This window comes from Chryseobacterium sp. HNCC26DJ239 (assembly GCF_057180445.1).
On the sequence record NZ_JBXUGJ010000008.1, the window covers coordinates 63,741 to 86,733 of the forward strand.

Here is a 22,993-nt window from a genome sequence, read left to right on the forward strand (position 1 = left end):
TTATGAAACCCGCAGGTTCCAATTTTCCAGGAGTGCAATACAACGATAAAAAAATAGATGAAGGTAAAGGTGAACTGATGCTGATGAAAAATTTTCCATCATTTATTAACGAATCAAGCAGCAAGGAAGAAGTAAAATCTTATCTGGCTTCTGTTTCCATAAATGAAAAAGTAAAGAAGCCACAGTTCCATGCAGCTTTATCTACAAAGTTCAGGGAACACTCCAAAGAAGAACTTACCCAGGTAGCCGAAAAGTTTATGGATGAAATGGGTTACGGAGATCAGCCGTTTATCGTGGTTTTTCATAGCGATACCGAAAACAACCACGTTCATCTGGTTTCAACAAGAGTAGATAAACAGACAGGAAAAAAGATTAACGACAGTTACGAAAAGCTAAAATCACAAAGAGCTTTAGCTAAAGTAATGCAAAATATATATGGAATAAGCAATGTAGAAAATATCAATAAACTTCTGAGTTACCGGACCAGCTCTTTAAAACAATTGGAACTTTTACTGGAAAGACATGGGTTCCGGTTAGCTCAGAACAAAGAGGACGAAAACAAATTTGATATTCTCAAAAACGGAGTCTGGGAAAAAACGATTACCGGGAATGAGATTGTTTTTGACAACAAAAAAAATGAAAACAGAACAAAACAGATCAAAGCCATTCTATCGAAATACAAGGAGCTTCATTCGTGCAATGTTTTCAAAGTCGAAGACCGCAGAAAACACGAAGCAATGCTTCCTGAAGAAAAGCAGAATGAAGACTGGAAACCAAAAATTGAATTTGAAAGCGAACTACAGAAAAAACTGAAAGACACTTTTGGGATTTACATCCTATTCCATCATAAAGACGGACAGAAACCTTTTGGATATTCATTGATCGATAATAAAACCGGAACAGTGTACAAAGGAAGTGAGATTATGAAAATGAATGAATTGTTTGAATTTACTTCCCAGACAATGGACAAAAGACTTTTTGAGCGCTTGAAAGATTTTAACATTCCAGACAAAGAAACTAAAGTAGTTCTTATGAAATATTTAAAAACTCAATATCCGGAAACTGATCTGCACGGCTTTATGCTTTTTGAGAATAAGAAATTTAAAAATAAAGAACTATTTGGTGCTGTCAGAAATGCTGTGAAAGAGCATCTTAAGACACAGAACCACAATGATGTGAGTATCATAAAATCAGAGGACGGGAAATATTACGCTATTCATTCCAGGTTCCATTACATCGGAGAACTGGAAACATTGATTGGAGAAAAACAGCTTCAAAGTTTATTAAACCCTACTGTAAAAACTGAAAATAAGAAAGCAGACGGTTTGGAAAAGGTAATTGATAATTTCCTGTTTGATATGATGAAATCATCAGGAACAACAAAAGATCCAGCAGATGAGCTCAAAAAACGTAGAAAAAAGAAAAGATAAAGTTGATGGTTGTCGGTTAAAAGTTGATAGAGACAGACAACCATCAACCAAAAACTAAAAATATGATTATCACATTCGCCACACAAAAAGGAGGAGCCGGAAAAACCACATTGGCAATTGCTTTTGCCAATTACATTTCAGCAATTTCAGAAAGAAAAATCAAGGTTTTTGATTTTGATTATCAGAAATCCTTTTATAACAAATGGCAAGAAGATGAACTTTTAGAACTTCCGAAACTCTATGAAGTGGAAATTGCAGGAGATGAACAGCGACCTTTTTCAGACTTTGAACAGTTGATCGGTCTGAAGGAAAGCAAAGATGTGAATATTTTCGATTTAGCAGGAACACTGGATGAAAAATATAGTGATCTATTGATATACAGTGATGTAATTATTATTCCTTTTGAATATTCCGATGTATCGGTAAAATCCACATTGGTTTTCAAAAATGTTCTGGGAATGCTTGAAAGCGAAGCCGAACGGATTTTCATCCGCTCAAAATATGACAAAGGATACAAATATCTCAATCAGAAAGAAATGGATGCTGAGATTTCAAAATACGGAATGCTGATAGAAAGTCCGGTATTTAAAAGAAACTGTCTGCAAACCATTGATACCAGAAAGCTGACCTATGAACAGAAATATGCAGTAAAGAATCCTTTCAATGAGATCATAGAATACATTAATGAAGCACTGCAAACCACCATTTGAAGATGAAGCATAAAATCAGAAGAAAAACTAAAAATTTGACATCAATAACTCACTATTAAACCTAAAAAAATGATAAAATTTTCACTCCTGCTTTTGACAGCCTACGTTCTTTATTATACAGGAAATATTATCTACGACCTTTTTCTCAAAAAAAAACCTAATACGGATCAGGAAGAATCAGAGGTCTTTTCCCTTTCTGACTTTACTGATAAAAAAGAAGATGCAAAAATTGTAGGCATCGAAGATGTTGAAAACCTCATTACACCACAGTCGTTCACAAAAAAAGAAGTCATACCGAAGCCTTCCTCAGAGAATGAAGAAAGACTGAGTCTGGACGAATTAAGACAGCGTTTCGAATCCGAGCAGGATTTGGATGATATTTCGGATAGCAAACCCGAAAAGAAAAAAGAAACTCCCAAAGAAAAAGACAGCAGTTGGCAAAATATTCTGAACCTTTCAGAAACAATGGTTCAGTTGGTTTCCAACATTGATGGACACAAAGTATACCATTCCATTATGTAACCAATACAGTAAAAACATTTAATACTCAGAAAAACAACGAATTAAATAATCGTTGCAGGGAGTCCTATGCTTAAAATTTCACAAACAATCCAATATTAACCCTTAAAATCTTATTCATTATGATGAAAAATTTTTTCAAAAAAAACGTGACCACCAAAAAAATCCTAACCCTAGCTTTGGTAATGATGGCACTGACTCCAGCTCTTGCACAAGGTGGTGCAACAGCCATCTCTAACGCAGCAAGTGATATCAGAGATTACTGGGATCCGATTAAGCTGATTCTTAAAGCCGTTGGCGGACTGGTAGGTTTTATTGGCGGTCTTCGAGTGTATAATAAATGGACGAATGGTGACCAGGATGTCAACAAAGAGATCCTTGGTTATGGGGGAGCAATGATTTTCTTGATCGTCGTTCCGGAATTCGTAACAGCATTCTTTGCCTAATATGGGATTCTATCTTTACAAGGGGCTGAAAAAGCCTCTTGTATTTTTCGGACTCAAAGGCAAGTATATCTTTTATGCAGTCGGTGTCATCGGAAGCGGTGTTATTGCAGCTTTGATACTATCCAAGTTTGGATTACTCGGTTCTTTGCTAGGTCTTGCAATCACAGCGGGAGGAGTTTATCTCATTTTCAAGAGACAGGACAAATACGGTTTGTACGATAAAACCAAAAACTTTGATCAGATTTTAATTTTCCCAAAAAGATTAGTCAACAAAAAACTTCTAAAAAATGACAACAACGAAAAAACACGCATTTAATATTCCTTTCATCGGCTATGATTATGGGAAGGATTTCAATTGGGATTTTGATGTTCTTTTCGGACAGTATGGAAACCCTATTATTGGGATTAAGATAAAAAACATTGTTGAGCAATATTCTGCTGATCCCGATGGCTATCTGAATTTTCATACGGTTTTGAATCAAGTCGTGTCGATTATCGGAGAAGGAAGAATTGTACAAAAACTCGATATTTTTTCAAAAAAGAAATACACCGCAGAACCCTCCAATCAGTTTCTACAACAAAAATATTCAGAACATTTTGACGGCAGGCTTTTCAAAACCATTGAAACGGTACTTTTCTTTACCGATATTATTGATGATAAGCTGAAAAAGAAAAATAAGCATTATGATTTTTCAGAAAAAAGTTACAAAGAACTTCGGGACAAATGCCAAAAGGTTTTTATGCTTTTGAAACAGAATTACTGTGAACCAGAGTTTTTATTTGAGAAAGATTTTGAATATTATATTTCCGGAGTTCTGTCGATGCAGTTTAAAGATTCGCCAACCTTTGATAACATCAAAAGTACCAATGAATATTTGCAAATAGGAAAACGTTTCGTCAAAAACATTTCTTATGTAGATGTAGAAAACATTGATCTGCCCTCAGAAATAGAGCCTTTTTCGTTACTTGGCGGAAACGGTGCAGCAGCAGAAACAGCGGTGGATAATTTTACATTCATCAACGAACTGGAAGATTATGAAACCATTGTTTATAATCAAATTATCACCATTCCTCCACAAGCACCACAGCAAAGAGAACTCGACAAAAAGAAGAAAAAACACGAAAGTGCAGCGAATAATTCTCCGTCCAATGCGATTATTGCAGAGGAAATTCAAACCCTGCTTCATAATATCGCTATTGATGGACAACTCATAGGTTACTGCGGGTAAAAAATTTGGTGGGATTAATGAAGTTGATGGGGTGAGATTCGATCTGAAGAAAAGCGAAATTGCCAATCTTGAAAATCTGGGATTAATCCCAATGGTCAATGAATATGGAAAAGTAATGGCTTTCTCTGGGAAAACATTATTCAACGGGGATAATTTGGGTCTTCAAACCTATTCAGTTGTAAGAGTTTTTGATTATGTAACCAAAGTATTAATGGATTTTTTAAACAGAAGAGCATTTGAAAACTTTACAGCAGTTACCCGAAAAGAAATAATGGGACAAATCGTTCGATTTTTAGATGCTATTACGGGACCAGGAAAACTGATTGAAAATTTTGAAATCAGAAGATTCGAACAAGATCCTGTTCAAAAAGACAGAATCCATTTAGATATCCATATGAAACCATACTTCCCTGCTAAAAACTTCCTTATTAAAATGGATGGGCACAAAGGCGACGACGGAAACGAATGGGATACCGAATACGAACAGAAATAGAAGATCTATTTCTATTTTTCATCATTTGTGTTTTTTTAGCATAGAAGCGGTTTTGCTTCTATGCTTTTTTTATAGTTTTTTTTGCAAATCAAAATTATGGTTCTTGACAAAGAAACATCTTGTTTTCTGAATGCGTTTTCTTCTAATATAATAAAAATTAGAATCACCCCCAATGGGACATCAATCGAAATTTTTGTGTAAAAAAAAGCATCTGATTGTCAAAAAAAATTCTTAAAACCATTATTTAGTTCAGATATTTAGAGATTAATTTAGTGAAACCAAAGAATAACTGAAACAAAACAAGCATTCAATGAATAAATTTTGTAGATATTTATCTACAAAGGCAAATAAATTGCGAAATTTTCATTTTGTGAATACTTTAATGATAGTATTTTATTTTTACAGATAAATATTGTGTTTTTCATTTATGTGAGAGTTTTATTATTTAATATCTTCTTTATGTTACAGATTTTTTTCACAACAATCTGATTATGTAATAATTGACTAAGTAAAATTGATTTAAAAGTATTTGTAGAATTAAAAAATATCTCTACATTTGATTTATAAATATTTCTATAAAAGAGCGAAATCTTAGAATTATTTTAATATCCTCAGGGTATATATTCCATATTGGTTTGATGCAAAAATTACAAATGATGAAAAACACACAGATCAGAATATATTCCATTTTTGGTAGTAGTAAAATTTAAACCTTTAAATATATTTATTATGTCATTTAAAACCATTTTAGAGTACGCAGGAAAAAAGCGTAACGTACTATCTGTAGAATACGCAATGCTACAGGAAACCGACAAAACAGGAAGACCCTCTTCCGTTACCCGTGGCGGTAAAATCTTCATTACAGTAGAAGGCACTGGCGAGACTGATCTTTTTGAGTGGATGACCAATTCATTTGAAAGAAAAGACGGAAGCGTGAGATTTGTGAAAAGAGATAGCGATGCTACACTAAAAGAGCTTAAATTCAAGGAAGCTTACATCGTAAAATACAACGAAAACTTTGATGCATCGGGAGATAATCCATTAACAGAAACTTTTGTTCTTTCGGCAAAAGAAATCGAGTTAGGAAATGCGAAGCATACCAATGAGTGGGTGTAGTCCTTATTCACAAACAAATCCATTAAATTTCTTTATCAATTGAATTAATCTTATTGTATAGATAGGGATTAAAAATACACCAATTTTAACGATATTCTTATCATCTGTAAGTTCATTTTTGTAAAGAATTTTAAAAACACAAATTCTATTCATAACAATTAAAATTTTACAATTATGTCATTTAAATCCATATTAAAAGTAGCAGGAAAAAACTATAACGTATTAAGCATAAACTACGGTTTATTCCAGGAAACGGATGCTACGGGAAGACCATCTACGATTACAAGAGGCGGGAAAATAGATATCACCGTTGAAAGTACGGGAGAAACAGATTTATTTGAATGGATGACCAATTCGTTCGAAAGAAAAGATGGAAGTGTTGTATTCTATAAAAGGGATAATGATGCTACGTTGAAAGAGCTTAAATTTTCAGAAGCTTATCTTGTAAAGCATAAAGAAAAATTTGATGCATCTGGAGATAATCCTCTCACTGAAACTTTTACCATTTCTGCAAGAGAGCTTGAAATGGGAACTGGGAAGTATATCAACGAGTGGGTGTAACTCATCTAACAAAAATGGGTAATGTAATGATTGCCCATTTTTTATTTTATGCAAATTGTTAAAAAAAGATTAGTTAAAATCTATCATCAGACAACCATCAAGCAACAAATAAAATATGTCATTTTTATCAAAATTAGAATTAGACGGGAATACCTACAATATATTGGAATGCAAATACAAATTTGTACAGCCAATAGACACTACCGGGAAGCCTAAAGGAATGCCAAAAGGTGGCGAAATCATCATTCGTATCGAAAGCACAGGGAATCCCGAATTATTAAGCTGGATGCTCGATCATAGCCAAGTGAAAAATGGAAAAATTGTTTACTACCGAAGAGATGCAATGAGCAAATTGCAGGAACTTGTTTTTGAAAAAGCATTCTGTGTGCAATTCACAGAACATTTTGATTCGAATAATAATGAGCCTTTACAAATCGAAATGCATCTGATGGCAAAATCTTTTAATGTGAACGGAGCCCACCACGAAAAGTTCTGGACGGTCAAATAGTAAAAACTAATGGCGGAATTGAAATTTGAATGGACAGGTATTCAGCAAAAACACCGACTTTATCAAGGAGCGGAAATAAATATTCAAGCTTTTGTAGGAGAAGAATTATTTATACATAATCATTTTGCAGACAAACATTTTTCATACTATCCGAAAGAAAAAAGACTTATTTACCAGGATGGAAAAAACCTTCTGTGCACTCCGAAAGGAATGGTACTAAGAAAAGGCGTTTCTGAAAATGTTTCATTCGAAAAGCCTGGAGACTCTATCAATTTTGAAGATGGAGGCATTGGATGTGTTTTAGAAGAAAAAGATCTTCGGGAACTCCTTGAAAATTCATTTTTCCTTCCCCATCAACAGCGTTTTTATGATTTTATTAAAGATGAACTTCTATTACTGAAATGGTAAGAACCATAACTTTATATCAAATTTTACTCATATTAAAAAACTACAATTATGGAAAACGAACCTTTTGATCCTTCAATATTCGGGACATCACGATCTTTCAAAGAACAGCTGAATGACCCTAAAAATCCTAATATTTACTGCCTGTTTATGATGGATGGCAAAGAGTTTCTTTTAGAAAACAGCTATAATACTGAACTTCATCAGAAAACAGCAGATCACGATACTTTTTCTATCATCGTTCCAGATGATGCTTTAGATAGTTTTAAAGGCTATGTGCTGGAAAATTCCAAAAATATTCTTGGCAACAACATTACAATTAATTTTTGGCAATGGGGAAAAATTCAGCAATCGTTCAGCGGAGTTATTGGCGGTATTGATAATGCGAAGAATGAAGGTGGTGGTTATGGTGATTTGATTATTACAGGATTTTCCCCTAGTATCCTATTGGAAAGCGGACAGGATTGCCAAAGCTTTGAAGATAAAACTTTAGAGCAAATCATCAAAGAAGTTTGTGAGATTTATCCAAGGGAAGCCCGAGTGAAAGTAGATTTACCCAATGTAAAATATGCTCATCCCTTTACCGTTGAGTACAAAGAATCAGATTATCAGTTCATTCGTAGGCTTGCAATACGCCACGGCGAGTTTTTCTATTACAATGGCGAAGAGCTGATTTTCGGAGCAGGAACACAACCTACCCTAAAACTACGAGAAGGTGATGATTTAATGGATGTTACCTTTTCTTTAAAAATCGGAGCGCAGGATTTTGGTTTGATGAGTTACGATGCCGAAAGCGGAGCCAAAATAGAAAAAGACGGCGCATCTCAGAAAAGCGAGTTCAAGGCAAATCTTTTCCAAAGTGTTGCCATCAACCGTTCGAAAAGTATCTTCAAAAAGAAGCCAAAAATGCACTTCAACCATACGGGAATCAGCAGCGGATCAGAATGGGAACTGCAACAAGCACTTCGTTTAGAAAAAGAAAAACGGGAAAACCTGATGCACATCAAAGCCCGAAGCTACAATCCTGCGGTAAGAATCGGAGGTCGTGTGGAACTTTCGGATATTAATGGTAAAGCGATGGAAACCTACCGCATCATTGATATTAAACACATTCACGATCCTAGTGAATATTATAACGAATTTACGGCAATCCCAGATTTGTTTAATGCAGCACCATACATTGACACCGACGCTTTTCCTAAATGTGAAGCCCAGTCTGCAAGAGTTGTAGACAATAACGACCCAATGGGAATGGGCAGAGTGAGAGTACAATTCCCTTGGCAGGAAGATAAAAACCAAATGACACCTTGGATACGATTGATACAGCCCCACTCCGGAGCAGGAAAAGGATTTCATTTTATTCCTGAGATTGGAGAGGAAGTTTTGGTTGGTTTTGAAAGCGGAAATGCAGAGAAACCTTTTGTAATGGGAACGCATTATAATGGCTCAGAAACGAGTTCATATCATACAAGTGGAAACGATAAGAAAGTGATTCATACACGAAGCGGAACCAAGATCATTTTAAATGATGCGGAAGGTTCTGTATTTATCGAAGACCCAAGCGGAAATACTTATCTAATGGATGGTGCTGGAAATATCAATTTGAATGCACCGAAGAATATGACTTTTACTGCGGGGGAAAACGTAACAATTACTGCTGGAATGAACATTACATCGTCAGCTGGAATGAATATTTCTGAAAATGCAGGTGCAAACCATAGCAGTTTTGCGGGAGCAATGATGATGCAAAATGCCATAGCTGATTATTCTTTAATAGCTGCTAACATTATGGAAGTTGCGCAAGGTGAAAGAAAGTCTAAAGCAAAGAAAGTTTCAGATCAATCTAAAGAAAAGAAAATTGTTTCTGAAAATAAAAACGAAGTTCATACAAAAGGTACTTTTGGTAATAATAGTGGAGAAAATTCAAAATTACATTGATTATGGCAGGAGGAAAGATTACAAGGACTGTAGGAGGAACCAATAGTATTGAGTGTGAAACCTGGACCGTTTATACTGACAAATTCACAGCATATGCGGGAAAAGGTAGTCACTTCACAGCGGATGGCGGAACTACTATTGGAGAACCAAAGGATCCACCACCTGTAGGACATTATTTTGTAAAAGGTTGGTGGACGGATGATAATGATAAACCCATAAAGGAAGCTACGATAGGAGAGAAAGTAAAGTTTCATCTGCAGACGCAAAATATTCCGCAAAACGATACCAAACGTCAAGTGAAGATGGAATTAAGGGATTTTGAGGATTTTTCCCTATTCTATTATATTCTTGGCTTTGAGACAGATAAGTTCAAAGGATATGATAAGATTTCGATAATGTCTTATGATAAGGAGGGTACAGCATACTCTAAAGAACATTGGGACATCGATTCTGAACAAAAAGTGGTTATAAAACTTGTTTTAGGGGGTGATAGTCTTATTAAAATGATTTCTGAAGAGCACGACAGAGATCTTGAATTGTACTTCAGAGCGACATATATTGATTCCAAAAATTATATTGAAGTTCTACATTTTCCAGAAATGGAATCTGATTACTTGAAAGTGAAGCCGCCTCCTTTGGTAGAACCTATTATTTTTGTACAAGCATCTGAGCAGCATAAGCTTCCTGCACTTTACTCTGCAGAAGATGGCAACCCGTGGTATGTTAATATTAAAGAGCCTATTCATAAACAAATAATGGATGAAGCCGAAGGCATTGTAGGGGATATAGACACAATAAAGAACTTCTTTTCTGAAGGAGGTGGTGGCTCCTTTGAACCTGATGAAATGGACAAGTGGAGTAAGCGTTCGTATGAAATTGCAGTTCGTAAGATGAATAAAGGTCAATTGATTTTTAATGACGGAACCAGAGGTGTCACCAACCGCTTCCATAGATATACGGTTTCTGACATAGACGGGCGATACAGCGCAGAGGTGATGGCAGGAATAAACCGTGGAAATTTTAGACCGGGAGTAACCAGCAGAGGTATTAACCAACTGGAAGCACAAGCCAACAGAGGTGTAGCCAAAGTTTTTAAAACTGTTGGTGAGCTTACCCCTCTTTGGGATGCCATCTGTGATGTAGCTGATATTCTTGTGGCTGCTGCTAACGGAGAGCGACCGCCATTGCCTTTTACACCACCCTTTGTTACGGATATTGTGAGTAGAATGAAACAAGAAGATGATGAATTATTTATTGAAACTTGGAATAAAGAATTGCAAAAAGCAATCAAAACTGGCAAAAAAGAAGTAATGGAACAAGTTAATTCTGGGATTAATAAAAATTATAATCTAGGGTTCTCCTTTATAGAAATTTCGGAAGAACTTCTTACAAAAATCTTAAAGAAAGAGTATAAAGAATATGATAGAAAATCAGTGAATTTCGAATCATATCTTATTAATGAAAGTAAAGGAAAAAAAGAAGCTTTTTTATTGATTAGGTCTGTTGAAGATTTAGATGATTACAAGAGGGAAACACTTTCTCATTATATTTATGCAATATATTTAAATGATTTAAAAATATGAAAATCATTATAAACCTTTTATTTCTATTGCCTTTATTGATCTCTTGCCAAAAATATAGCAAGCCGCCGTTTGATGAAAAAGAAAAAATACTAAGACAGTATCCTCTTGTAGATACTAAAACCTTAGTTTTAGATTCATTATGGGATAAGAGAGACTCACTTACATACTTACGCCTCAAAAATTATGTCAAAAATATTGGAATGAATGAAGTAACATCTATTCCCAATTGGATATGCGAATTTAATAAGGTAGGAATCTTTCTTGTCGTGAACGAGAAAAATAAAAAAGTAAAATTGCTTCCTTCAAATATTGGAAGTATGTCTAATTTAATAGAATTAAATATTCAAAATAATGAAATTTCATCACTACCTCATTCATTTTATAATTTAAAAAAAATGAATTATTTGAAACTAGAAAATAATAAAATTGAAACTATTTCTCCTTTAATAGGAAAATTAGAAAATTTACAAACATTTGATATTGGAAATAATCCTTTGAAATCGCTGCCAGATGAGTTGTGCAATTCAAAACAATTGAAATTTTTAGTTTTAGAAAATACAAAAATAAAAGAACTTCCCAAATGTTTAGGAAATCTTAAAAATTTGGATTGGATAAATGTTTCAGGAACTCAACTCACAGAATTTCCACTTGAAATTTTAAATGCCCCAAATTTGGAAACTGTTGATGCAAAAGGTTTAAAACTTAAAAATTACAAAGAAATAGAAGCTATTTGCAAGAAAAGGAATATTAGATTTCATTATGATGACTAATTTCTCTCATTCCTTTTGATTTAAATTAATCGAAATTTCAGAAGAACTCCTTACAAAAATCTTAAAAAATAAGTACGACGAAAATTCTGATAGTTATTTTGTTACATTGAAAATATACAATAAAAAGGATTCTTGTTTAAATTATCTATCATTATCAAAGCATGAAATTAAGTCACAAATATTTTATAACGTAGATACATTAATAAATTGGAGAAACACGACTCATTCAAAATTAGGATATTAATTAATAATTAAAATGGCAAAACTATCAATTAGACCACTACTATGTTTTAACAAAAACCCAACATGAAAATATTACAAATTCTATCTTTTTTTATTATACTTAATTCCTGTGAGTCAAAGGGGCAAGAAAAAGTATATAAACTTTCTATTGATGATCAAAAGCTAATTTCTGAAGCAACTAAGGATCAGAATTTTGAATTATACTCAATTAAAAAAATAGATTCTTCTCAAAACGAAAAAAATGTTTCTTATTATGACTCTGATTTTGTTCTTAATAGAAAAGAATTTTACAAGTATGATGAAAATAATAGATTGGATGTTGTCAGAGAGTATAATTCTACTAATTCTAAAGACAAGGAATATTTAACACTATTTAGTGAGAAAACACATACTTATTCAAAGGGATATGAGAAGATTGTTACAAAAGTTTGGAGAGGAGGCAAAGAAATTGGAAGTGACGTAATTGAAAAAACATTTAATGAAGAAAATAAACTTCTTAAAACCATCTCAAAATCTACATTCATAGACTCACAGAAAACAAGTACATTAATACAAATCTATAAATACACTTTTAATAAACTTCAAAATACAGAAACGATTTGCGTTGAAGAATATCGGGAATTTACTGTACCAAAATCATTCGAAGAATGTAGTACTTACCTCTATCGCAATGGAAAAATTACTCAAAACGAAGTAGGAAATGTATACTTATATGATAGTAAAAATAGACTGATTAATGAAGTTAGATTCAATAAAAAAAGAGAACCATATTTTGAAGATTTATACATTTATAATGATCAGGAAAAAAGTATGGAACATCAACGATACAGGTTCAATGGCTCAAAATTTTTAGTAGCTAAGGATGAAACGTTTTATAATGTCAATGGATCAATCCAGAAAATAATTCATTCTGGAATGAGCGAAGATAACACATTGATTCCTAAAGATGCAATTTTAAAGTTTTATGATAAGAATAATAAAGAAAAAATGATAATAGAATTAAAATCTAAAAAGTTTATTGAAAAATTAGCGCAACCTACGAAACAAAGGAAGGTTTCAATGCCGGAACAATTTTAAAAAATTTATTTACCTTAAAGATTGACACACATGGAAATTTGCGATGAATGAATTGACTTGGTTATTGAGAAGTATAGGTTTGAATTTTAGTCTACATGTAAGAGAAATGGAAATGTTTTGTTATAAAACGCGAGTAAAAAAGGATGCAGAAAAAGAAACCATTGGTTTATGAAGAAGGCTTGCCTTATTTTCTGTATTGCCTGAATAGATTAAGTGTTTAAATTTATATATAAAGAAATCAAGAATATAAAAACAAAAATTTATTGAAAACGTCTTGTTTATAGTAAAAGTTTTCAAATTATTCTATAAGATTCAAATATGAATGTAGTCTCTCCAAAAACCTGCAAAATATCTAAAGGCACAACTCTTAAAGAGTTGGCAAACTTCTTCAAACTAACGGAAGAACAACTTAAGAGATACCACAATATCCATTGTCCTTTGGAAGATTTAATAGGTCATGATATACCGGCACATGTAAGTATTATTTATGTTCCACCAGAAGATAAAGAGCTGAGAGAAAAAATATTCAATCCGAAAGGAGGAAATTATGTAAAGTACAAAAGTAAACACACATTAGATGATAGAAATTCTTTTGACAGACGTTATGGAATTATTCAAAAGACATTTCAGAATGGAGAAGAAAAATTGAAAATTCATTATGAAGTAGAAATAAAAAAGAATAATAGCAAAGTAGAAATTAAACGACATAAAGTTTATCTCAACAATCAGAGACCAGACTTAATTGTTGAGCAAGTTGCAGACAAAGTTGGAGATATTATGTTTCCCTTGGAGTTAGAGCTCTTTGATAATGGTTCTATAAAAGAAATCAACAACCAACAGCAGATATTAAACCGATGGTTAAAATTAAAACCTGAACTTGAGGATTATTACAAAGGAGAAACTACTGAGGATATTATAAAAAAAATAGGGAATCAATTAAAAAGTAAAAGCAGAACATTAAATAAGATAAAAGACAGCCTTTTTTACTTGTTTTATTTCATACCGCTGTATGAAACCTTTAATAAAGACAAAAAACATACATTTCTTTGGGAAATACCTTTTATGAGTGAGCAAAAAACAATCCCATTTGAAATTACATTGTCTATTGGGGAAGAAATGTCTGCAACAAAAAAAATATTGATAAAAGCGGAAGGTAAAAGTGTAAATAATATTTTTTCTAACAAATTAGAAGATTTACAAAATGAAGAAGTTAAAAGCAAGGAATATTTTGATTTCATCTATAAGTTGAACTCTAAGGACAACAGCATATTTGCCATTTATGGAAAAATGGGATATCATTTTCCCAACTATCATAAAAAAGTAACATTTGAATGTTACGAACAAGTATAAATAAGAAACACAAAATAGCATGAGCCAGAAACATTTAGTTTGCCAAGGAGCATTGTGCAAATGCAATTTCGGAACTACGCCGGATAAACTTAAGGTATTGACCCAAAGCAAACGCTATATCAACGATAAAGATGGGAGCGAAAAATTGATGGCAACTCATAAGGACATTGGCAAAACCTTTGAGAAAAATACCTTTGGAAGCTGTGCCAAGATGAATAATAACCCATGCCAAGTAGTTGTAACAGAATGGAGCGGGTTTTATGAAAAAATTACTTTGGAAGACAATAAAGGAAAAGCTTTATTGGAGGATAGCAAAGCAACCTGCCCTATCGGAAGCAAAGATTGTATCACGATTATTAAACATGGGCAAACTGCTGAAGTTTCTTCACAGAATGTGAAGAATGCAAATAAAGAGGCTGTCGCAGAATTGTGTCCGTTTCTAAGCTTAGAGGAAGAGGATAATGAGAACGATGATACATATGTTACACTTTAAATTTGCAAAAAATGAAAATTACTGGTGAGATAAAACCTATTACCAACAAGGAATATAAATACACCCTTATTACGGATTCAGGTAAGTTAGTTTCTGTTTTTGAATGGGAAATACAACAAAGTACAAAGTCGTTAAAAAAAAACACTACAGGAACATTCAAATTCGGAAATACTTTGGCAGGACAGTCAGTAAAGCTAATTGCTAGAACAAAACAAAATAGTAATGTTACATCATATTCTGTCACTCTAAACATTTTAGCAGGAACTCCAAAAATTTTGTCTCTCAAATGGCAGGATCAGTATGATAGAGATATCGCTGGGAGAACCGTAGGATATTTAGATAAAGTACAATTGGTTATCAAAACCATCAATATTCCTGTTGGTGACACTTTATCTGTCACTATTTATGAGGATGAATATGCTGATGGACATGGGGATAGCTCTCGTTATATGGATACATATACCACTTCTGCTATTAATAAAAATGGTGTGGCATACTTGTATTTCAACAACATCCATTTATATCAAAAGAAATTGAATGATTTCGAGTCTGAGCACGAATATTATGCAAAGGTTGTATACAGAAGTCATATCAATAGAATAGAAGATGGCATACAGTTAAAAGTAAAAAACGAAAGGGAACAATATATAAAACCACCCGTTTCTAGTAAACCTGTAGTAGTAAAACAACCAGACACCACACCAAAAAAAGAAGATAAGAAAAAAGTAGATGTCACATTTAATATGTTCTTTGATGGGACTATGAACAATATGACAAATACTAAGTCGAGAGTAGAACCAGATAAAGAGCTCGTAGGCGTTTTTGATAGAAAAAGTAATAAGAAAGACGACAGTTATATGAACTTCTATTCTAATGTGGCATTGCTATATATGAATAATATAGTAAAGGCAGAGGAGAACATCATCAGTATTTATACGGAAGGTATTGGTACATATGATAAAAAAAGTGATCAGGTTTTTCCAGGTGGAGCTATGGGAGAAAGTATACTAATATACATGCGTGGGATTAAAACTAAAGTACAGAGCGGAATTGAGCAGATGAAAAAAGCAGCTAAAGATAAGTATTTTAGTAAGAACCTAGAAATAGGTAAAGTAATTATTAACGTATTTGGTTTTAGCCGTGGTGCTGCGGCTGCGCGGTATTTTATGTCCCAAGAAGTATTCATACAAGTTGGGCTGAAACTAAAAAACAAAAAAGATATCAGTTTTAATTTTATTGGTTTGTTCGATACTGTAGCTTCTTTTGGTGTTATGCATATAAATGATGTATACGAATTAAATCTGGATATCGGAGGAAAAGCGAAAAAAGTGGTTCAGTTAGCAGCGGCAGATGAGTATCGAAGTAATTTTAAGTTGACAGATATTACTAGTTGTATCAAGGCGGGTGTGGGCTATGAACTTAGAATGCCGGGGGTACATTCAGATATAGGAGGAGGATACGGAGAATGTGATCCAGAGGAGCGATACTTAGGTGAAGAAATAACTTATGATAAGAATGCAAGTACACAAAACCTAGAAAAGATTAAAAAACGATATGAAAAAGAAGGATGGTATCGCTCCAACCAGTTCAAAATAAAAACTGAAACTAAAAGCAACTTTTCAAAATTAGGAAACCATACATTCAGTTACGTGCATAAGCTTTACGGCGTACGGGAAGATGTTTCTCTTAACCAAAAAAAGAAAGGAATTTCTAATACCTATCAATATATCCCTCTTGCCATTATGAAAGCATTCTGTGAAAAGTACGCAAAGATGCCTTTTAAAGATGAAAAGATAAAGAAAGATTACAGTGTAAAAGGAGAATTAGAACCTATAAAGAACCAGCTGTATAACTATGCCATTGCTAATGACGGGATCAATTCTCTTAATGTAACCCTTTCACACGACCAGCTGATGTGGGTGCGTAACAAGTATCTGCACCGCTCCAATAAAGATGATGATTGGACTATGAGCGGTAGGTATGATAAAAACGGAAATCCGGACAGAGATGTTTTGGAAGGATAAAACTAAGACTATGAAAAAAATACTAATGCTTGCATTGATGGTTCTGTTATTTTCCCAATGCGATAAAATCAATAATATGAACGATAAATACAAATGGAACGTGGAGACTACAGCAGACGAAGGTTACCATATGCTAATCCTTTCAGGAGGTTTTTATGATGAAAAAAATGAAGTTATAGCCGGGATACAATCTGATATTTATATGCAAAGTGGTTTGCTTGGTGATTCTGGTACTATTACGGTAGAAGATTACCGAGCAATACCTTCTCAGATGAGCCTCGAGTGGTTTTCTTATGCAGAAGATAAATTTTATAAAGGAACTTTTCAGCTCGATAGTGAGCGGATCAAAAAACTATTTCATAATACAGATTCTCAAAGTTTTAAAGTAGCACCGATTCCTGGAGGAAGGGTTATGTTGTATGCATATGCAGAAGGTATCAGAGAGTTATTGGGGATATATAAAGGGCAAGAGTTGCTAATTGCTAATTTTAAAGAAGTTATGAGGTATAATGTGGATGAAACTAGAAGCGAATATCTTGTAGATTTTATTAAAAGCATGCCCCTACAAACACAACAGGAGATTGCTAATAAATCTATCAGTTTGCATATTTGGGACGACATCAGTATAAAATATCCTTGGAAATATACTGTACAGGCAGAAGGTTTTGAGAATCTTGCTATTGCAATGCAGAAAGATGACAGAGGATCCAATTTTATTAATGCAGAAGAAGCTTGGGGAGCAGATGTAGATTATTATAGCACCCCAGTTCCTAAGCCTATCCCTACAGAAATAGACGGGAAGTTTGAAACATCTGCTGGCAGATCATTTACCATTCGCATTTATCCTGGGAATTCGGAAGATTTTGAGTTTCGTAAGTTTAAGTATGAGCAGTATAGAAAGCGAGAACAAGAATTGGTAAAACAGTTCAGGGATTTTTATGAGAAGATAGGAAAGCAGGAGTTTGAGATTCATTTGAGGATGAGCGAAGATTTCAAGACCGGGAAAGTATATCTAAAGAAAGGAAATATGATGGAGGAGATTCCCAACACTGATGTTTTGATTTTTGATACTACGTTTGGTAAGTAAAAATTAAAAATCTACTATTATTTTGTTATCTCTTCATAATGTAGAGATATAAACGAGAATTAGATAACCTTTCTTTCATTTATTTAGGAGTTATTAAAATTTTCAACTCGATTTGGCTTTCATCTTCTGCTTCATTATGTACTGATTAATTTTTCTATATGTAATATTATGAACAAATGATAGATTTTTTACTAGGTGTTACTCTATCTTGTAGTATCATCTTAACTTCGACATACTATAATTTTAAGCAAATTCTAGAAAAAAAATCTTACCTATAAACACAAATATTTAAAAATGATAGATTTTCTTTAAAAGACATTTATAAATTATTTTGACTTGATAGCTCATCATTGAAAAACCTTTATCCACATATTTTAACTTAATTTTTCCTAATCAAAAAACATCTGCCAAATCGCTTCAAACTGTGGTTTGGCTTTTTACTATTGCAAATGTAGGACAGCATCATTCACTCAAAAAAATCTTTTTGGGTTTCTACAAAAATTCTTTCCACGAGTTCCAATAATTTTTTCAGACACTCCTAAATCCTTCAGACAAAAAGATTTCTAGCCCGATTCAAAACTTGTAAGCAATTACGGGAATTGAATCGGGTTTTGTGTGCCTGATGCTGTCCTGTAATCATCAGCAAAGAAAAAGCCGGAACCTCAGTTATACGAATCAATTTAACAGCAGACGTTCTTTGACATCAACGGAAAAACCAACAAAAAAATAAAGCCAAATAATAGTTTTACCAAAAAGAAAAGAATAAAAGAAGCCGAGTGTCCTCGATACCAAATCAATTCACTCGAAAATTTCAACCAACAATCAACTAAAAAATTAACAAAATAAATCGAAAAATTATGAACACAATCGTAGGAAGAATTACAAGAAACGCAGAAATCAATACCTTAAAAAACGACAGACAAGTCGTGAATTTCTCAGTAGCCATCAATGATAGCTACAAAACCAAGCAAGGCGAGAAAAAAGAGCAAACCACCTATTACAATTGCTCTTATTGGATAAGTGCCAAGATAGCTGAATATCTTACGAAAGGAACTTTGGTGGAGTTATCGGGAAGAATAAGCAGTAATGCGTGGATAGGAAAGGACGGAGAAATAAAGTCGGGGCTAAACTTCAATACTTCACGGATAAAATTTCACGGAAGTGGACAGAAATCACAAAATTACAATGAATCTATCGAAACTTCTGAAAATTCTAATGTTTTTGCAGAAGAAACAGAGGATGATTTACCATTTTAAAATTCAAAAATATGGAAACACAATTTAATTTTCAAGTAAAACACAGAAACAATAAAATAGATTGGGAAGATGTAGCCGTATATTATCGAGTCTTTTGCGACAGAACCACCGCAGTACTCTATGCGAGAAGAATCTCCAAGATTTTTCAATCAGAAATCCGAATGACGGAGGGAGCAAATCCTTTCAAAACAAGCGGTACTTACATTTACGAAAATGCAGAACCTTTAAAAATCAGAAATTATGGCAAACTGGTGCAGTAACACAGTTGTTTTCGAGGGAAGTCCCGAAGCAATTGAACAAATAAAATGGTTGTTTCAAGCAATGGCAACCAAAGAACAGCAGGAACAAAAAGGGCAACTTCCCGAGTGGGTAAATCAACACAATGACGGATATTTCTTCGATTTGTATTCTGATGACAATAATACAGAAGTGTTTCAGTATCAAACAAAATGGTCGCCCAATATTGAAATCGTACAAGAAATAGCAAAACATTACAAAGTAGATTTTGTGCAGGATTACGAAGAAATGGGAAATCTAATCTATGGACAAGCAAGGTACTACAACGGAACACTTCAAGACATCTATCTCGAAGATGAAGATTTTGAGCAGTACGAATATGACGAAGAAACCGATAATTATCTTTTTGAGGGCGAAACTTACAACAGCGACACCGAAATTTTAGAAATCCTTTTAGGAAGAAAAATCAATAATAAATACCAAATTAAAGTAGTAACCCAATGAAAACATCAACAAAACCCACCGAATATTTACTGATAAAAGCAATGACCAACAGCGAATGGGATGACTGCAATTTTGCTATTATCAACATAAATAAAGACTGGAAACAAAATCAAAAGAAAAGACTGGAAGCCGTAAAAGTGGTTGAAAACGATTACGATTTAAAATGGTTAAACTATGCAGATACCAATGTAGAATTTTTCAAATTTTCGGAAGAAAAATACCCCGAATTTAAAGAATGGCTTTCAGAAAAGAACCAAGTTTTTATTGAATTAGAAAAAGAGGATTTTAAAAATTTCACTTTACTAGAAAACAATCTGCATTGTTACCAAATGCAGGTTTTTAAAACGGAAACGCCATTTACAACGTATTCGGAAAACACACGAGTGAAGAATTTTGGACGGAAGAATTTTCATTATACCAATTAACTCAATAGTGATGAAAATAACAGATTTAAACGGTTGTCAAATAAAGGTAACCAATTTAGATGAAGCTATCCGAATAACAGCAGAATACAAAGAGTATGAACACATCAATGACGGATTTTCAGATTTAGATAAAAGGGTGAATAGCTACTGGACAGATATGCACGAAAAATTAATAAAACTAAAATCGAAACAGAATGAGCAATCTCGCCAATAAAACGGAGCATAAAGCATTAATCATTATTGCTAAAATGATTACAGAATTTGAAAAGTTACATTGTTTTGATATGACCAAAGAAGACGACTTAGATGCTAAAAAAGCAAGAAACTTGTTGGAGGGCATCATTCAAACCAATGGGTACAAGATTAATTACGAAAGAAGTAATAAAAAATCACTTATAAAAATATAGAAATATGCAAACCAATTTTTTCAGACAAATAGCCAAAATGAACCTTTCGGGAGATTTGCAAATCACATTTACCCCAACCACAGAAAACAATTTTGTTGTTTCCGTATTGCTCAAAAACGAGCAATGCGGAGATACAGCGAAAAATACCATTCCACCATTGAATTTAAGAGGAACAGCGGAAGATTTGGATAATGGATTTTTTGAAAATATTTCTGTACCAATGCAAACCGCTTCGGGATTAATGGTGGATATGGAAAGTTTTATGAAACAACTTGAAGAAGCCAAACAAAATTCCGCAATGGAAAAAGAAAAATCTGATAAGGAGAAAAAAGAAAAGGAAGCCAAAGAAAAGAAGTACAAAGAAATTTTCCAAAAAGCCGAAGAATTAGAGAAAGAGGGCAAATACAAAGAAGCGTGGTCGGCACTCCCAAAAGTGTCGGAATTTCCCGACTACGCAGAAATTATCCGCAAAAAGCAGGACGAATACGAAAGACATTTTGCACCAAGTCTTTTTACGGAAAATCTGACTGAAAGCCAATCTCAAACTGAAAGTCATTAATCAAAAGCCATTAATCAAACACTAAAATTATGTTACTCGCAACTCAATTACAAAGAGTTTTTATACTCAAAGACAACGGACAAGAAGTCCGATTGACCGACCCCGAACCGAAATGGAGCGTAGAATCGGTAATGAATTTTTACGCCAACACTTACCCAATTTTAACCACCGCAAAAGTTTCCGCACCACATATCAAAGATGATATGATTCAATACAAATTTGAAAGTGTGATGGGAACGAAAGGGTAAAATTAGTTGACGGTTGTTGGTTGTCAGTTGATAGAATTACAAACTAAACGCTGACAAACCGACAACCAATCATTTATCATTTATCAATCATCATTTATGAAAATCTATGCAACGAAAAACCATATCGGGGAAAATAAAAATGCCCAAAGAAGAAAAGCAAAAACAATTGCACCGACAATTAAGCGAATTTGCAGATTGGATGAAACGCCCGAAAGATGCGAACGAAATACGAAAGGACAAACGGAAATCAGTTCCAATAAACCAACTTCCAATGGTTTTTTGAAATGCACATTTCTTCCAAAATTGAAAGAAAATGATTTACAAAAATCAACTTCATCAGAACAAACTTTAATTCAAAATCAAAGAAAAAACATCAAGAGAGAAAGGGATTTTTATCAGTCCCTTTCTCTTTTGGCAGAACATTACAACTTAAATATAAAATCTACAAAGGAGTTTGAATTTCCTTACAACATAGCATTAGCATTGGACGATGTTCAGAAGCAACTCAAAAATAAAGTAAGAAATTGGGAAGGAATTCGATTGATAGAGGAAAAAGGAAAGACTTATTTCACAAGCGAAGAACGGTACAATACGGGTTCTATTTTGTACTATATTCCGATACTTCCGTTATACCGATTATCCAAAAATATCAAGCGAAAAAACGCTGTAAAGCTTCTAAAATCGGTTTGCTCGTATCTCTATCATATTGCGGAAATTCCATATTACAGACAACGAGAAAGTTATTTGTTTTGGATGTACGAAATGGTTTCGGAATGGATGATTTCGGATGAAGAAAACGAGGAAATGCAAACTTATTTATCAGAAATCAAAAAAGCGGAACAGATTGGCGATTTTATGGAACAGAAAATTTACAATCAACATAATTTAAGTCGGTTTAAAGACCATTTAAAAACCTTTAAAGCCAAAGACCAATTTGATAATGATTGTTTTACGTTGGCGAGTAAAATATTTTCACTTTATGAGCAATATCCGAACGAAAACATTCGCAGAAATGCTCAAGCAAAAGGAGAAATAGACGAATATGAAAGCGATGAAATTATATCAATGGACAAATATATTTCTTTTTGTTCTGAAGCTAAAGGTGTGATTTTTCAAACGCTTTTTGAAACGGTTAATTCTGAATTTAATGAATGTAGGATAATTGAAGAGCCGATTATCATTAAAAAATTTGACGGAAGCAATATTTCAGATAAAAACCTCGATTTTGAAAACCAAATTTTCCCTTTGATTGAAGAACTGATTTACATTCTAAATAGCTTTTAGCAATTGGCTTTTGGCTATTAGCTTGAAGTTGGAATTTAATTTAAAATCACAATAAAATCAGATATTAAAAATAACTCTGAAACTATAAAAA

The 22,993-nt window shown here is 33.4% G+C and carries 26 protein-coding genes and 2 pseudogenes; all 28 read left to right on the forward strand.

The features are described 5' to 3' along the window. Positions 1 to 2 precede the first annotated feature (2 nt). The 28 genes and pseudogenes from AC2A1D_RS16540 to AC2A1D_RS16675 all read left to right on the forward strand — a co-directional run bounded on the left by AC2A1D_RS16540 (position 3) and on the right by AC2A1D_RS16675 (position 22,902). Positions 3 to 1,430, forward strand: a complete 1,428-nt coding sequence (locus tag AC2A1D_RS16540; protein ID WP_484044687.1) for a relaxase/mobilization nuclease domain-containing protein — start codon at positions 3 to 5, stop codon at positions 1,428 to 1,430. 62 nt (positions 1,431 to 1,492) lie between these two features. After that, on the forward strand, positions 1,493 to 2,140 hold the full coding sequence (locus tag AC2A1D_RS16545; protein ID WP_484044688.1) for a ParA family protein: 648 nt from the start codon (positions 1,493 to 1,495) through the stop codon (positions 2,138 to 2,140). Positions 2,141 to 2,209: 69 nt separating this feature from the next. Continuing rightward, positions 2,210 to 2,662: a hypothetical protein gene (locus AC2A1D_RS16550; RefSeq protein ID WP_484044689.1), complete on the forward strand. Its 453-nt coding sequence runs from the start codon at positions 2,210 to 2,212 to the stop codon at positions 2,660 to 2,662. 119 nt (positions 2,663 to 2,781) lie between these two features. After that, the gene (locus tag AC2A1D_RS16555) at positions 2,782 to 3,105 is read left to right on the forward strand and encodes a DUF4134 domain-containing protein (RefSeq protein WP_484044690.1); all 324 of its coding nucleotides are present in this window, start codon (positions 2,782 to 2,784) and stop codon (positions 3,103 to 3,105) included. A gap of 1 nt (position 3,106) precedes the next feature. Then, positions 3,107 to 3,421, forward strand: a complete 315-nt coding sequence (locus AC2A1D_RS16560) for a DUF4133 domain-containing protein (protein ID WP_484044691.1) — start codon at positions 3,107 to 3,109, stop codon at positions 3,419 to 3,421. Beyond that, positions 3,393 to 4,319 (forward strand): annotated as a pseudogene (locus AC2A1D_RS16565) (conjugal transfer protein TraG); the annotation flags it as partial. The gene AC2A1D_RS16560 and the pseudogene AC2A1D_RS16565, both read left to right, overlap by 29 nt. 1 nt (position 4,320) lies before the next feature. Further along, positions 4,321 to 4,827: pseudogene (locus AC2A1D_RS16570) on the forward strand (type VI secretion system contractile sheath protein TssC); the annotation flags it as partial. Positions 4,828 to 5,556: 729 nt separating this feature from the next. Next, complete coding sequence (tssD, locus tag AC2A1D_RS16575; protein WP_059137275.1) at positions 5,557 to 5,943, forward strand: type VI secretion system tube protein TssD; 387 nt, start codon at positions 5,557 to 5,559, stop codon at positions 5,941 to 5,943. Positions 5,944 to 6,117: 174 nt separating this feature from the next. Then, positions 6,118 to 6,504, forward strand: coding sequence for a type VI secretion system tube protein TssD (tssD, locus tag AC2A1D_RS16580; protein WP_484042447.1), 387 nt, complete (start codon positions 6,118 to 6,120; stop codon positions 6,502 to 6,504). 115 nt (positions 6,505 to 6,619) lie between these two features. Then, a complete protein-coding gene (gene tssD / locus AC2A1D_RS16585) occupies positions 6,620 to 7,012 on the forward strand; it encodes a type VI secretion system tube protein TssD (RefSeq protein ID WP_484044692.1) in 393 nt (130 codons plus the stop codon). 9 nt (positions 7,013 to 7,021) lie between these two features. Beyond that, positions 7,022 to 7,420, forward strand: coding sequence for a hypothetical protein (locus AC2A1D_RS16590; RefSeq protein WP_484044693.1), 399 nt, complete (start codon positions 7,022 to 7,024; stop codon positions 7,418 to 7,420). Positions 7,421 to 7,468: 48 nt separating this feature from the next. Continuing rightward, positions 7,469 to 9,355 carry a type VI secretion system Vgr family protein gene (locus AC2A1D_RS16595; protein ID WP_484044694.1) on the forward strand — a complete coding sequence of 629 codons (1,887 nt, stop codon included), beginning with the start codon at positions 7,469 to 7,471 and terminating at the stop codon, positions 9,353 to 9,355. A 2-nt stretch (positions 9,356 to 9,357) separates the two neighbouring features. Then, positions 9,358 to 10,938, forward strand: a complete 1,581-nt coding sequence (locus tag AC2A1D_RS16600) for a hypothetical protein (RefSeq protein ID WP_484044695.1) — start codon at positions 9,358 to 9,360, stop codon at positions 10,936 to 10,938. Next, positions 10,935 to 11,708: a leucine-rich repeat domain-containing protein gene (locus AC2A1D_RS16605; protein WP_484044696.1), complete on the forward strand. Its 774-nt coding sequence runs from the start codon at positions 10,935 to 10,937 to the stop codon at positions 11,706 to 11,708. The genes AC2A1D_RS16600 and AC2A1D_RS16605 overlap by 4 nt, the downstream gene beginning before the upstream one ends. Positions 11,709 to 12,014: 306 nt before the next feature. After that, positions 12,015 to 13,028 (forward strand): hypothetical protein, encoded by a 1,014-nt coding sequence (locus tag AC2A1D_RS16610; RefSeq protein WP_484044697.1) that lies wholly within the window; start codon positions 12,015 to 12,017, stop codon positions 13,026 to 13,028. A 318-nt stretch (positions 13,029 to 13,346) separates the two neighbouring features. Next, a complete protein-coding gene (locus AC2A1D_RS16615) occupies positions 13,347 to 14,378 on the forward strand; it encodes a hypothetical protein (RefSeq protein ID WP_484044698.1) in 1,032 nt (343 codons plus the stop codon). Between the two features lie 19 nt (positions 14,379 to 14,397). Beyond that, positions 14,398 to 14,871 (forward strand): DUF4280 domain-containing protein, encoded by a 474-nt coding sequence (locus tag AC2A1D_RS16620; protein ID WP_484044699.1) that lies wholly within the window; start codon positions 14,398 to 14,400, stop codon positions 14,869 to 14,871. Positions 14,872 to 14,882: 11 nt separating this feature from the next. Next, positions 14,883 to 16,895, forward strand: coding sequence for a phospholipase effector Tle1 domain-containing protein (locus AC2A1D_RS16625; protein ID WP_484044700.1), 2,013 nt, complete (start codon positions 14,883 to 14,885; stop codon positions 16,893 to 16,895). Between the two features lie 10 nt (positions 16,896 to 16,905). Then, positions 16,906 to 17,982 carry a DUF2931 family protein gene (locus AC2A1D_RS16630; RefSeq protein WP_484044701.1) on the forward strand — a complete coding sequence of 359 codons (1,077 nt, stop codon included), beginning with the start codon at positions 16,906 to 16,908 and terminating at the stop codon, positions 17,980 to 17,982. An 857-nt stretch (positions 17,983 to 18,839) separates the two neighbouring features. Next, entirely contained in the window at positions 18,840 to 19,238 is a 399-nt protein-coding gene (locus tag AC2A1D_RS16635; protein ID WP_484044702.1) for a single-stranded DNA-binding protein, read from the forward strand. An 11-nt stretch (positions 19,239 to 19,249) separates the two neighbouring features. Beyond that, positions 19,250 to 19,498, forward strand: a complete 249-nt coding sequence (locus AC2A1D_RS16640) for an addiction module toxin RelE (protein WP_484044703.1) — start codon at positions 19,250 to 19,252, stop codon at positions 19,496 to 19,498. Further along, the gene (locus tag AC2A1D_RS16645) at positions 19,479 to 19,979 is read left to right on the forward strand and encodes a DUF1281 family ferredoxin-like fold protein (protein ID WP_484044704.1); all 501 of its coding nucleotides are present in this window, start codon (positions 19,479 to 19,481) and stop codon (positions 19,977 to 19,979) included. The genes AC2A1D_RS16640 and AC2A1D_RS16645 overlap by 20 nt, the downstream gene beginning before the upstream one ends. Beyond that, entirely contained in the window at positions 19,976 to 20,404 is a 429-nt protein-coding gene (locus AC2A1D_RS16650) for a hypothetical protein (protein WP_484044705.1), read from the forward strand. The genes AC2A1D_RS16645 and AC2A1D_RS16650 overlap by 4 nt, the downstream gene beginning before the upstream one ends. A gap of 10 nt (positions 20,405 to 20,414) precedes the next feature. Then, complete coding sequence (locus tag AC2A1D_RS16655; protein WP_484044706.1) at positions 20,415 to 20,618, forward strand: hypothetical protein; 204 nt, start codon at positions 20,415 to 20,417, stop codon at positions 20,616 to 20,618. Beyond that, positions 20,599 to 20,811: a hypothetical protein gene (locus AC2A1D_RS16660; protein ID WP_484044707.1), complete on the forward strand. Its 213-nt coding sequence runs from the start codon at positions 20,599 to 20,601 to the stop codon at positions 20,809 to 20,811. The genes AC2A1D_RS16655 and AC2A1D_RS16660 overlap by 20 nt, the downstream gene beginning before the upstream one ends. 4 nt (positions 20,812 to 20,815) lie before the next feature. Then, the gene (locus tag AC2A1D_RS16665) at positions 20,816 to 21,370 is read left to right on the forward strand and encodes a PRTRC system protein E (RefSeq protein WP_484044708.1); all 555 of its coding nucleotides are present in this window, start codon (positions 20,816 to 20,818) and stop codon (positions 21,368 to 21,370) included. 29 nt (positions 21,371 to 21,399) lie between these two features. Beyond that, positions 21,400 to 21,618: a PRTRC system protein C gene (locus tag AC2A1D_RS16670; protein ID WP_484044709.1), complete on the forward strand. Its 219-nt coding sequence runs from the start codon at positions 21,400 to 21,402 to the stop codon at positions 21,616 to 21,618. A 96-nt stretch (positions 21,619 to 21,714) separates the two neighbouring features. Then, positions 21,715 to 22,902 carry a hypothetical protein gene (locus tag AC2A1D_RS16675; RefSeq protein ID WP_484044710.1) on the forward strand — a complete coding sequence of 396 codons (1,188 nt, stop codon included), beginning with the start codon at positions 21,715 to 21,717 and terminating at the stop codon, positions 22,900 to 22,902. The last annotated feature ends 91 nt before the right edge of the window (positions 22,903 to 22,993 follow it).

What these genes read in the sequence shown, in the direction of transcription:
- AC2A1D_RS16605 (WP_484044696.1), top strand. Translation starts at nt 10,935, where the DNA reads ATGAAAATCATTATAAACCTTTTATTTCTATTGCCTTTATTGATCTCT.
- AC2A1D_RS16645 (WP_484044704.1), top strand. Translation starts at nt 19,479, where the DNA reads ATGGCAAACTGGTGCAGTAACACAGTTGTTTTCGAGGGAAGTCCCGAA.
- AC2A1D_RS16670 (WP_484044709.1), top strand. Translation starts at nt 21,400, where the DNA reads ATGTTACTCGCAACTCAATTACAAAGAGTTTTTATACTCAAAGACAAC.
- AC2A1D_RS16545 (WP_484044688.1), top strand. Translation starts at nt 1,493, where the DNA reads ATGATTATCACATTCGCCACACAAAAAGGAGGAGCCGGAAAAACCACA.
- tssD (WP_484044692.1), top strand. Translation starts at nt 6,620, where the DNA reads ATGTCATTTTTATCAAAATTAGAATTAGACGGGAATACCTACAATATA.
- AC2A1D_RS16560 (WP_484044691.1), top strand. Translation starts at nt 3,107, where the DNA reads ATGGGATTCTATCTTTACAAGGGGCTGAAAAAGCCTCTTGTATTTTTC.
- AC2A1D_RS16590 (WP_484044693.1), top strand. Translation starts at nt 7,022, where the DNA reads ATGGCGGAATTGAAATTTGAATGGACAGGTATTCAGCAAAAACACCGA.
- AC2A1D_RS16600 (WP_484044695.1), top strand. Translation starts at nt 9,358, where the DNA reads ATGGCAGGAGGAAAGATTACAAGGACTGTAGGAGGAACCAATAGTATT.
- AC2A1D_RS16640 (WP_484044703.1), top strand. Translation starts at nt 19,250, where the DNA reads ATGGAAACACAATTTAATTTTCAAGTAAAACACAGAAACAATAAAATA.
- AC2A1D_RS16630 (WP_484044701.1), top strand. Translation starts at nt 16,906, where the DNA reads ATGAAAAAAATACTAATGCTTGCATTGATGGTTCTGTTATTTTCCCAA.
- AC2A1D_RS16610 (WP_484044697.1), top strand. Translation starts at nt 12,015, where the DNA reads ATGAAAATATTACAAATTCTATCTTTTTTTATTATACTTAATTCCTGT.
- AC2A1D_RS16555 (WP_484044690.1), top strand. Translation starts at nt 2,782, where the DNA reads ATGATGAAAAATTTTTTCAAAAAAAACGTGACCACCAAAAAAATCCTA.
- AC2A1D_RS16550 (WP_484044689.1), top strand. Translation starts at nt 2,210, where the DNA reads ATGATAAAATTTTCACTCCTGCTTTTGACAGCCTACGTTCTTTATTAT.
- tssD (WP_059137275.1), top strand. Translation starts at nt 5,557, where the DNA reads ATGTCATTTAAAACCATTTTAGAGTACGCAGGAAAAAAGCGTAACGTA.
- AC2A1D_RS16625 (WP_484044700.1), top strand. Translation starts at nt 14,883, where the DNA reads ATGAAAATTACTGGTGAGATAAAACCTATTACCAACAAGGAATATAAA.
- AC2A1D_RS16620 (WP_484044699.1), top strand. Translation starts at nt 14,398, where the DNA reads ATGAGCCAGAAACATTTAGTTTGCCAAGGAGCATTGTGCAAATGCAAT.
- tssD (WP_484042447.1), top strand. Translation starts at nt 6,118, where the DNA reads ATGTCATTTAAATCCATATTAAAAGTAGCAGGAAAAAACTATAACGTA.
- AC2A1D_RS16635 (WP_484044702.1), top strand. Translation starts at nt 18,840, where the DNA reads ATGAACACAATCGTAGGAAGAATTACAAGAAACGCAGAAATCAATACC.
- AC2A1D_RS16540 (WP_484044687.1), top strand. Translation starts at nt 3, where the DNA reads ATGAAACCCGCAGGTTCCAATTTTCCAGGAGTGCAATACAACGATAAA.
- AC2A1D_RS16655 (WP_484044706.1), top strand. Translation starts at nt 20,415, where the DNA reads ATGAAAATAACAGATTTAAACGGTTGTCAAATAAAGGTAACCAATTTA.
- AC2A1D_RS16595 (WP_484044694.1), top strand. Translation starts at nt 7,469, where the DNA reads ATGGAAAACGAACCTTTTGATCCTTCAATATTCGGGACATCACGATCT.
- AC2A1D_RS16650 (WP_484044705.1), top strand. Translation starts at nt 19,976, where the DNA reads ATGAAAACATCAACAAAACCCACCGAATATTTACTGATAAAAGCAATG.
- AC2A1D_RS16665 (WP_484044708.1), top strand. Translation starts at nt 20,816, where the DNA reads ATGCAAACCAATTTTTTCAGACAAATAGCCAAAATGAACCTTTCGGGA.
- AC2A1D_RS16675 (WP_484044710.1), top strand. Translation starts at nt 21,715, where the DNA reads ATGAAAATCTATGCAACGAAAAACCATATCGGGGAAAATAAAAATGCC.
- AC2A1D_RS16615 (WP_484044698.1), top strand. Translation starts at nt 13,347, where the DNA reads ATGAATGTAGTCTCTCCAAAAACCTGCAAAATATCTAAAGGCACAACT.
- AC2A1D_RS16660 (WP_484044707.1), top strand. Translation starts at nt 20,599, where the DNA reads ATGAGCAATCTCGCCAATAAAACGGAGCATAAAGCATTAATCATTATT.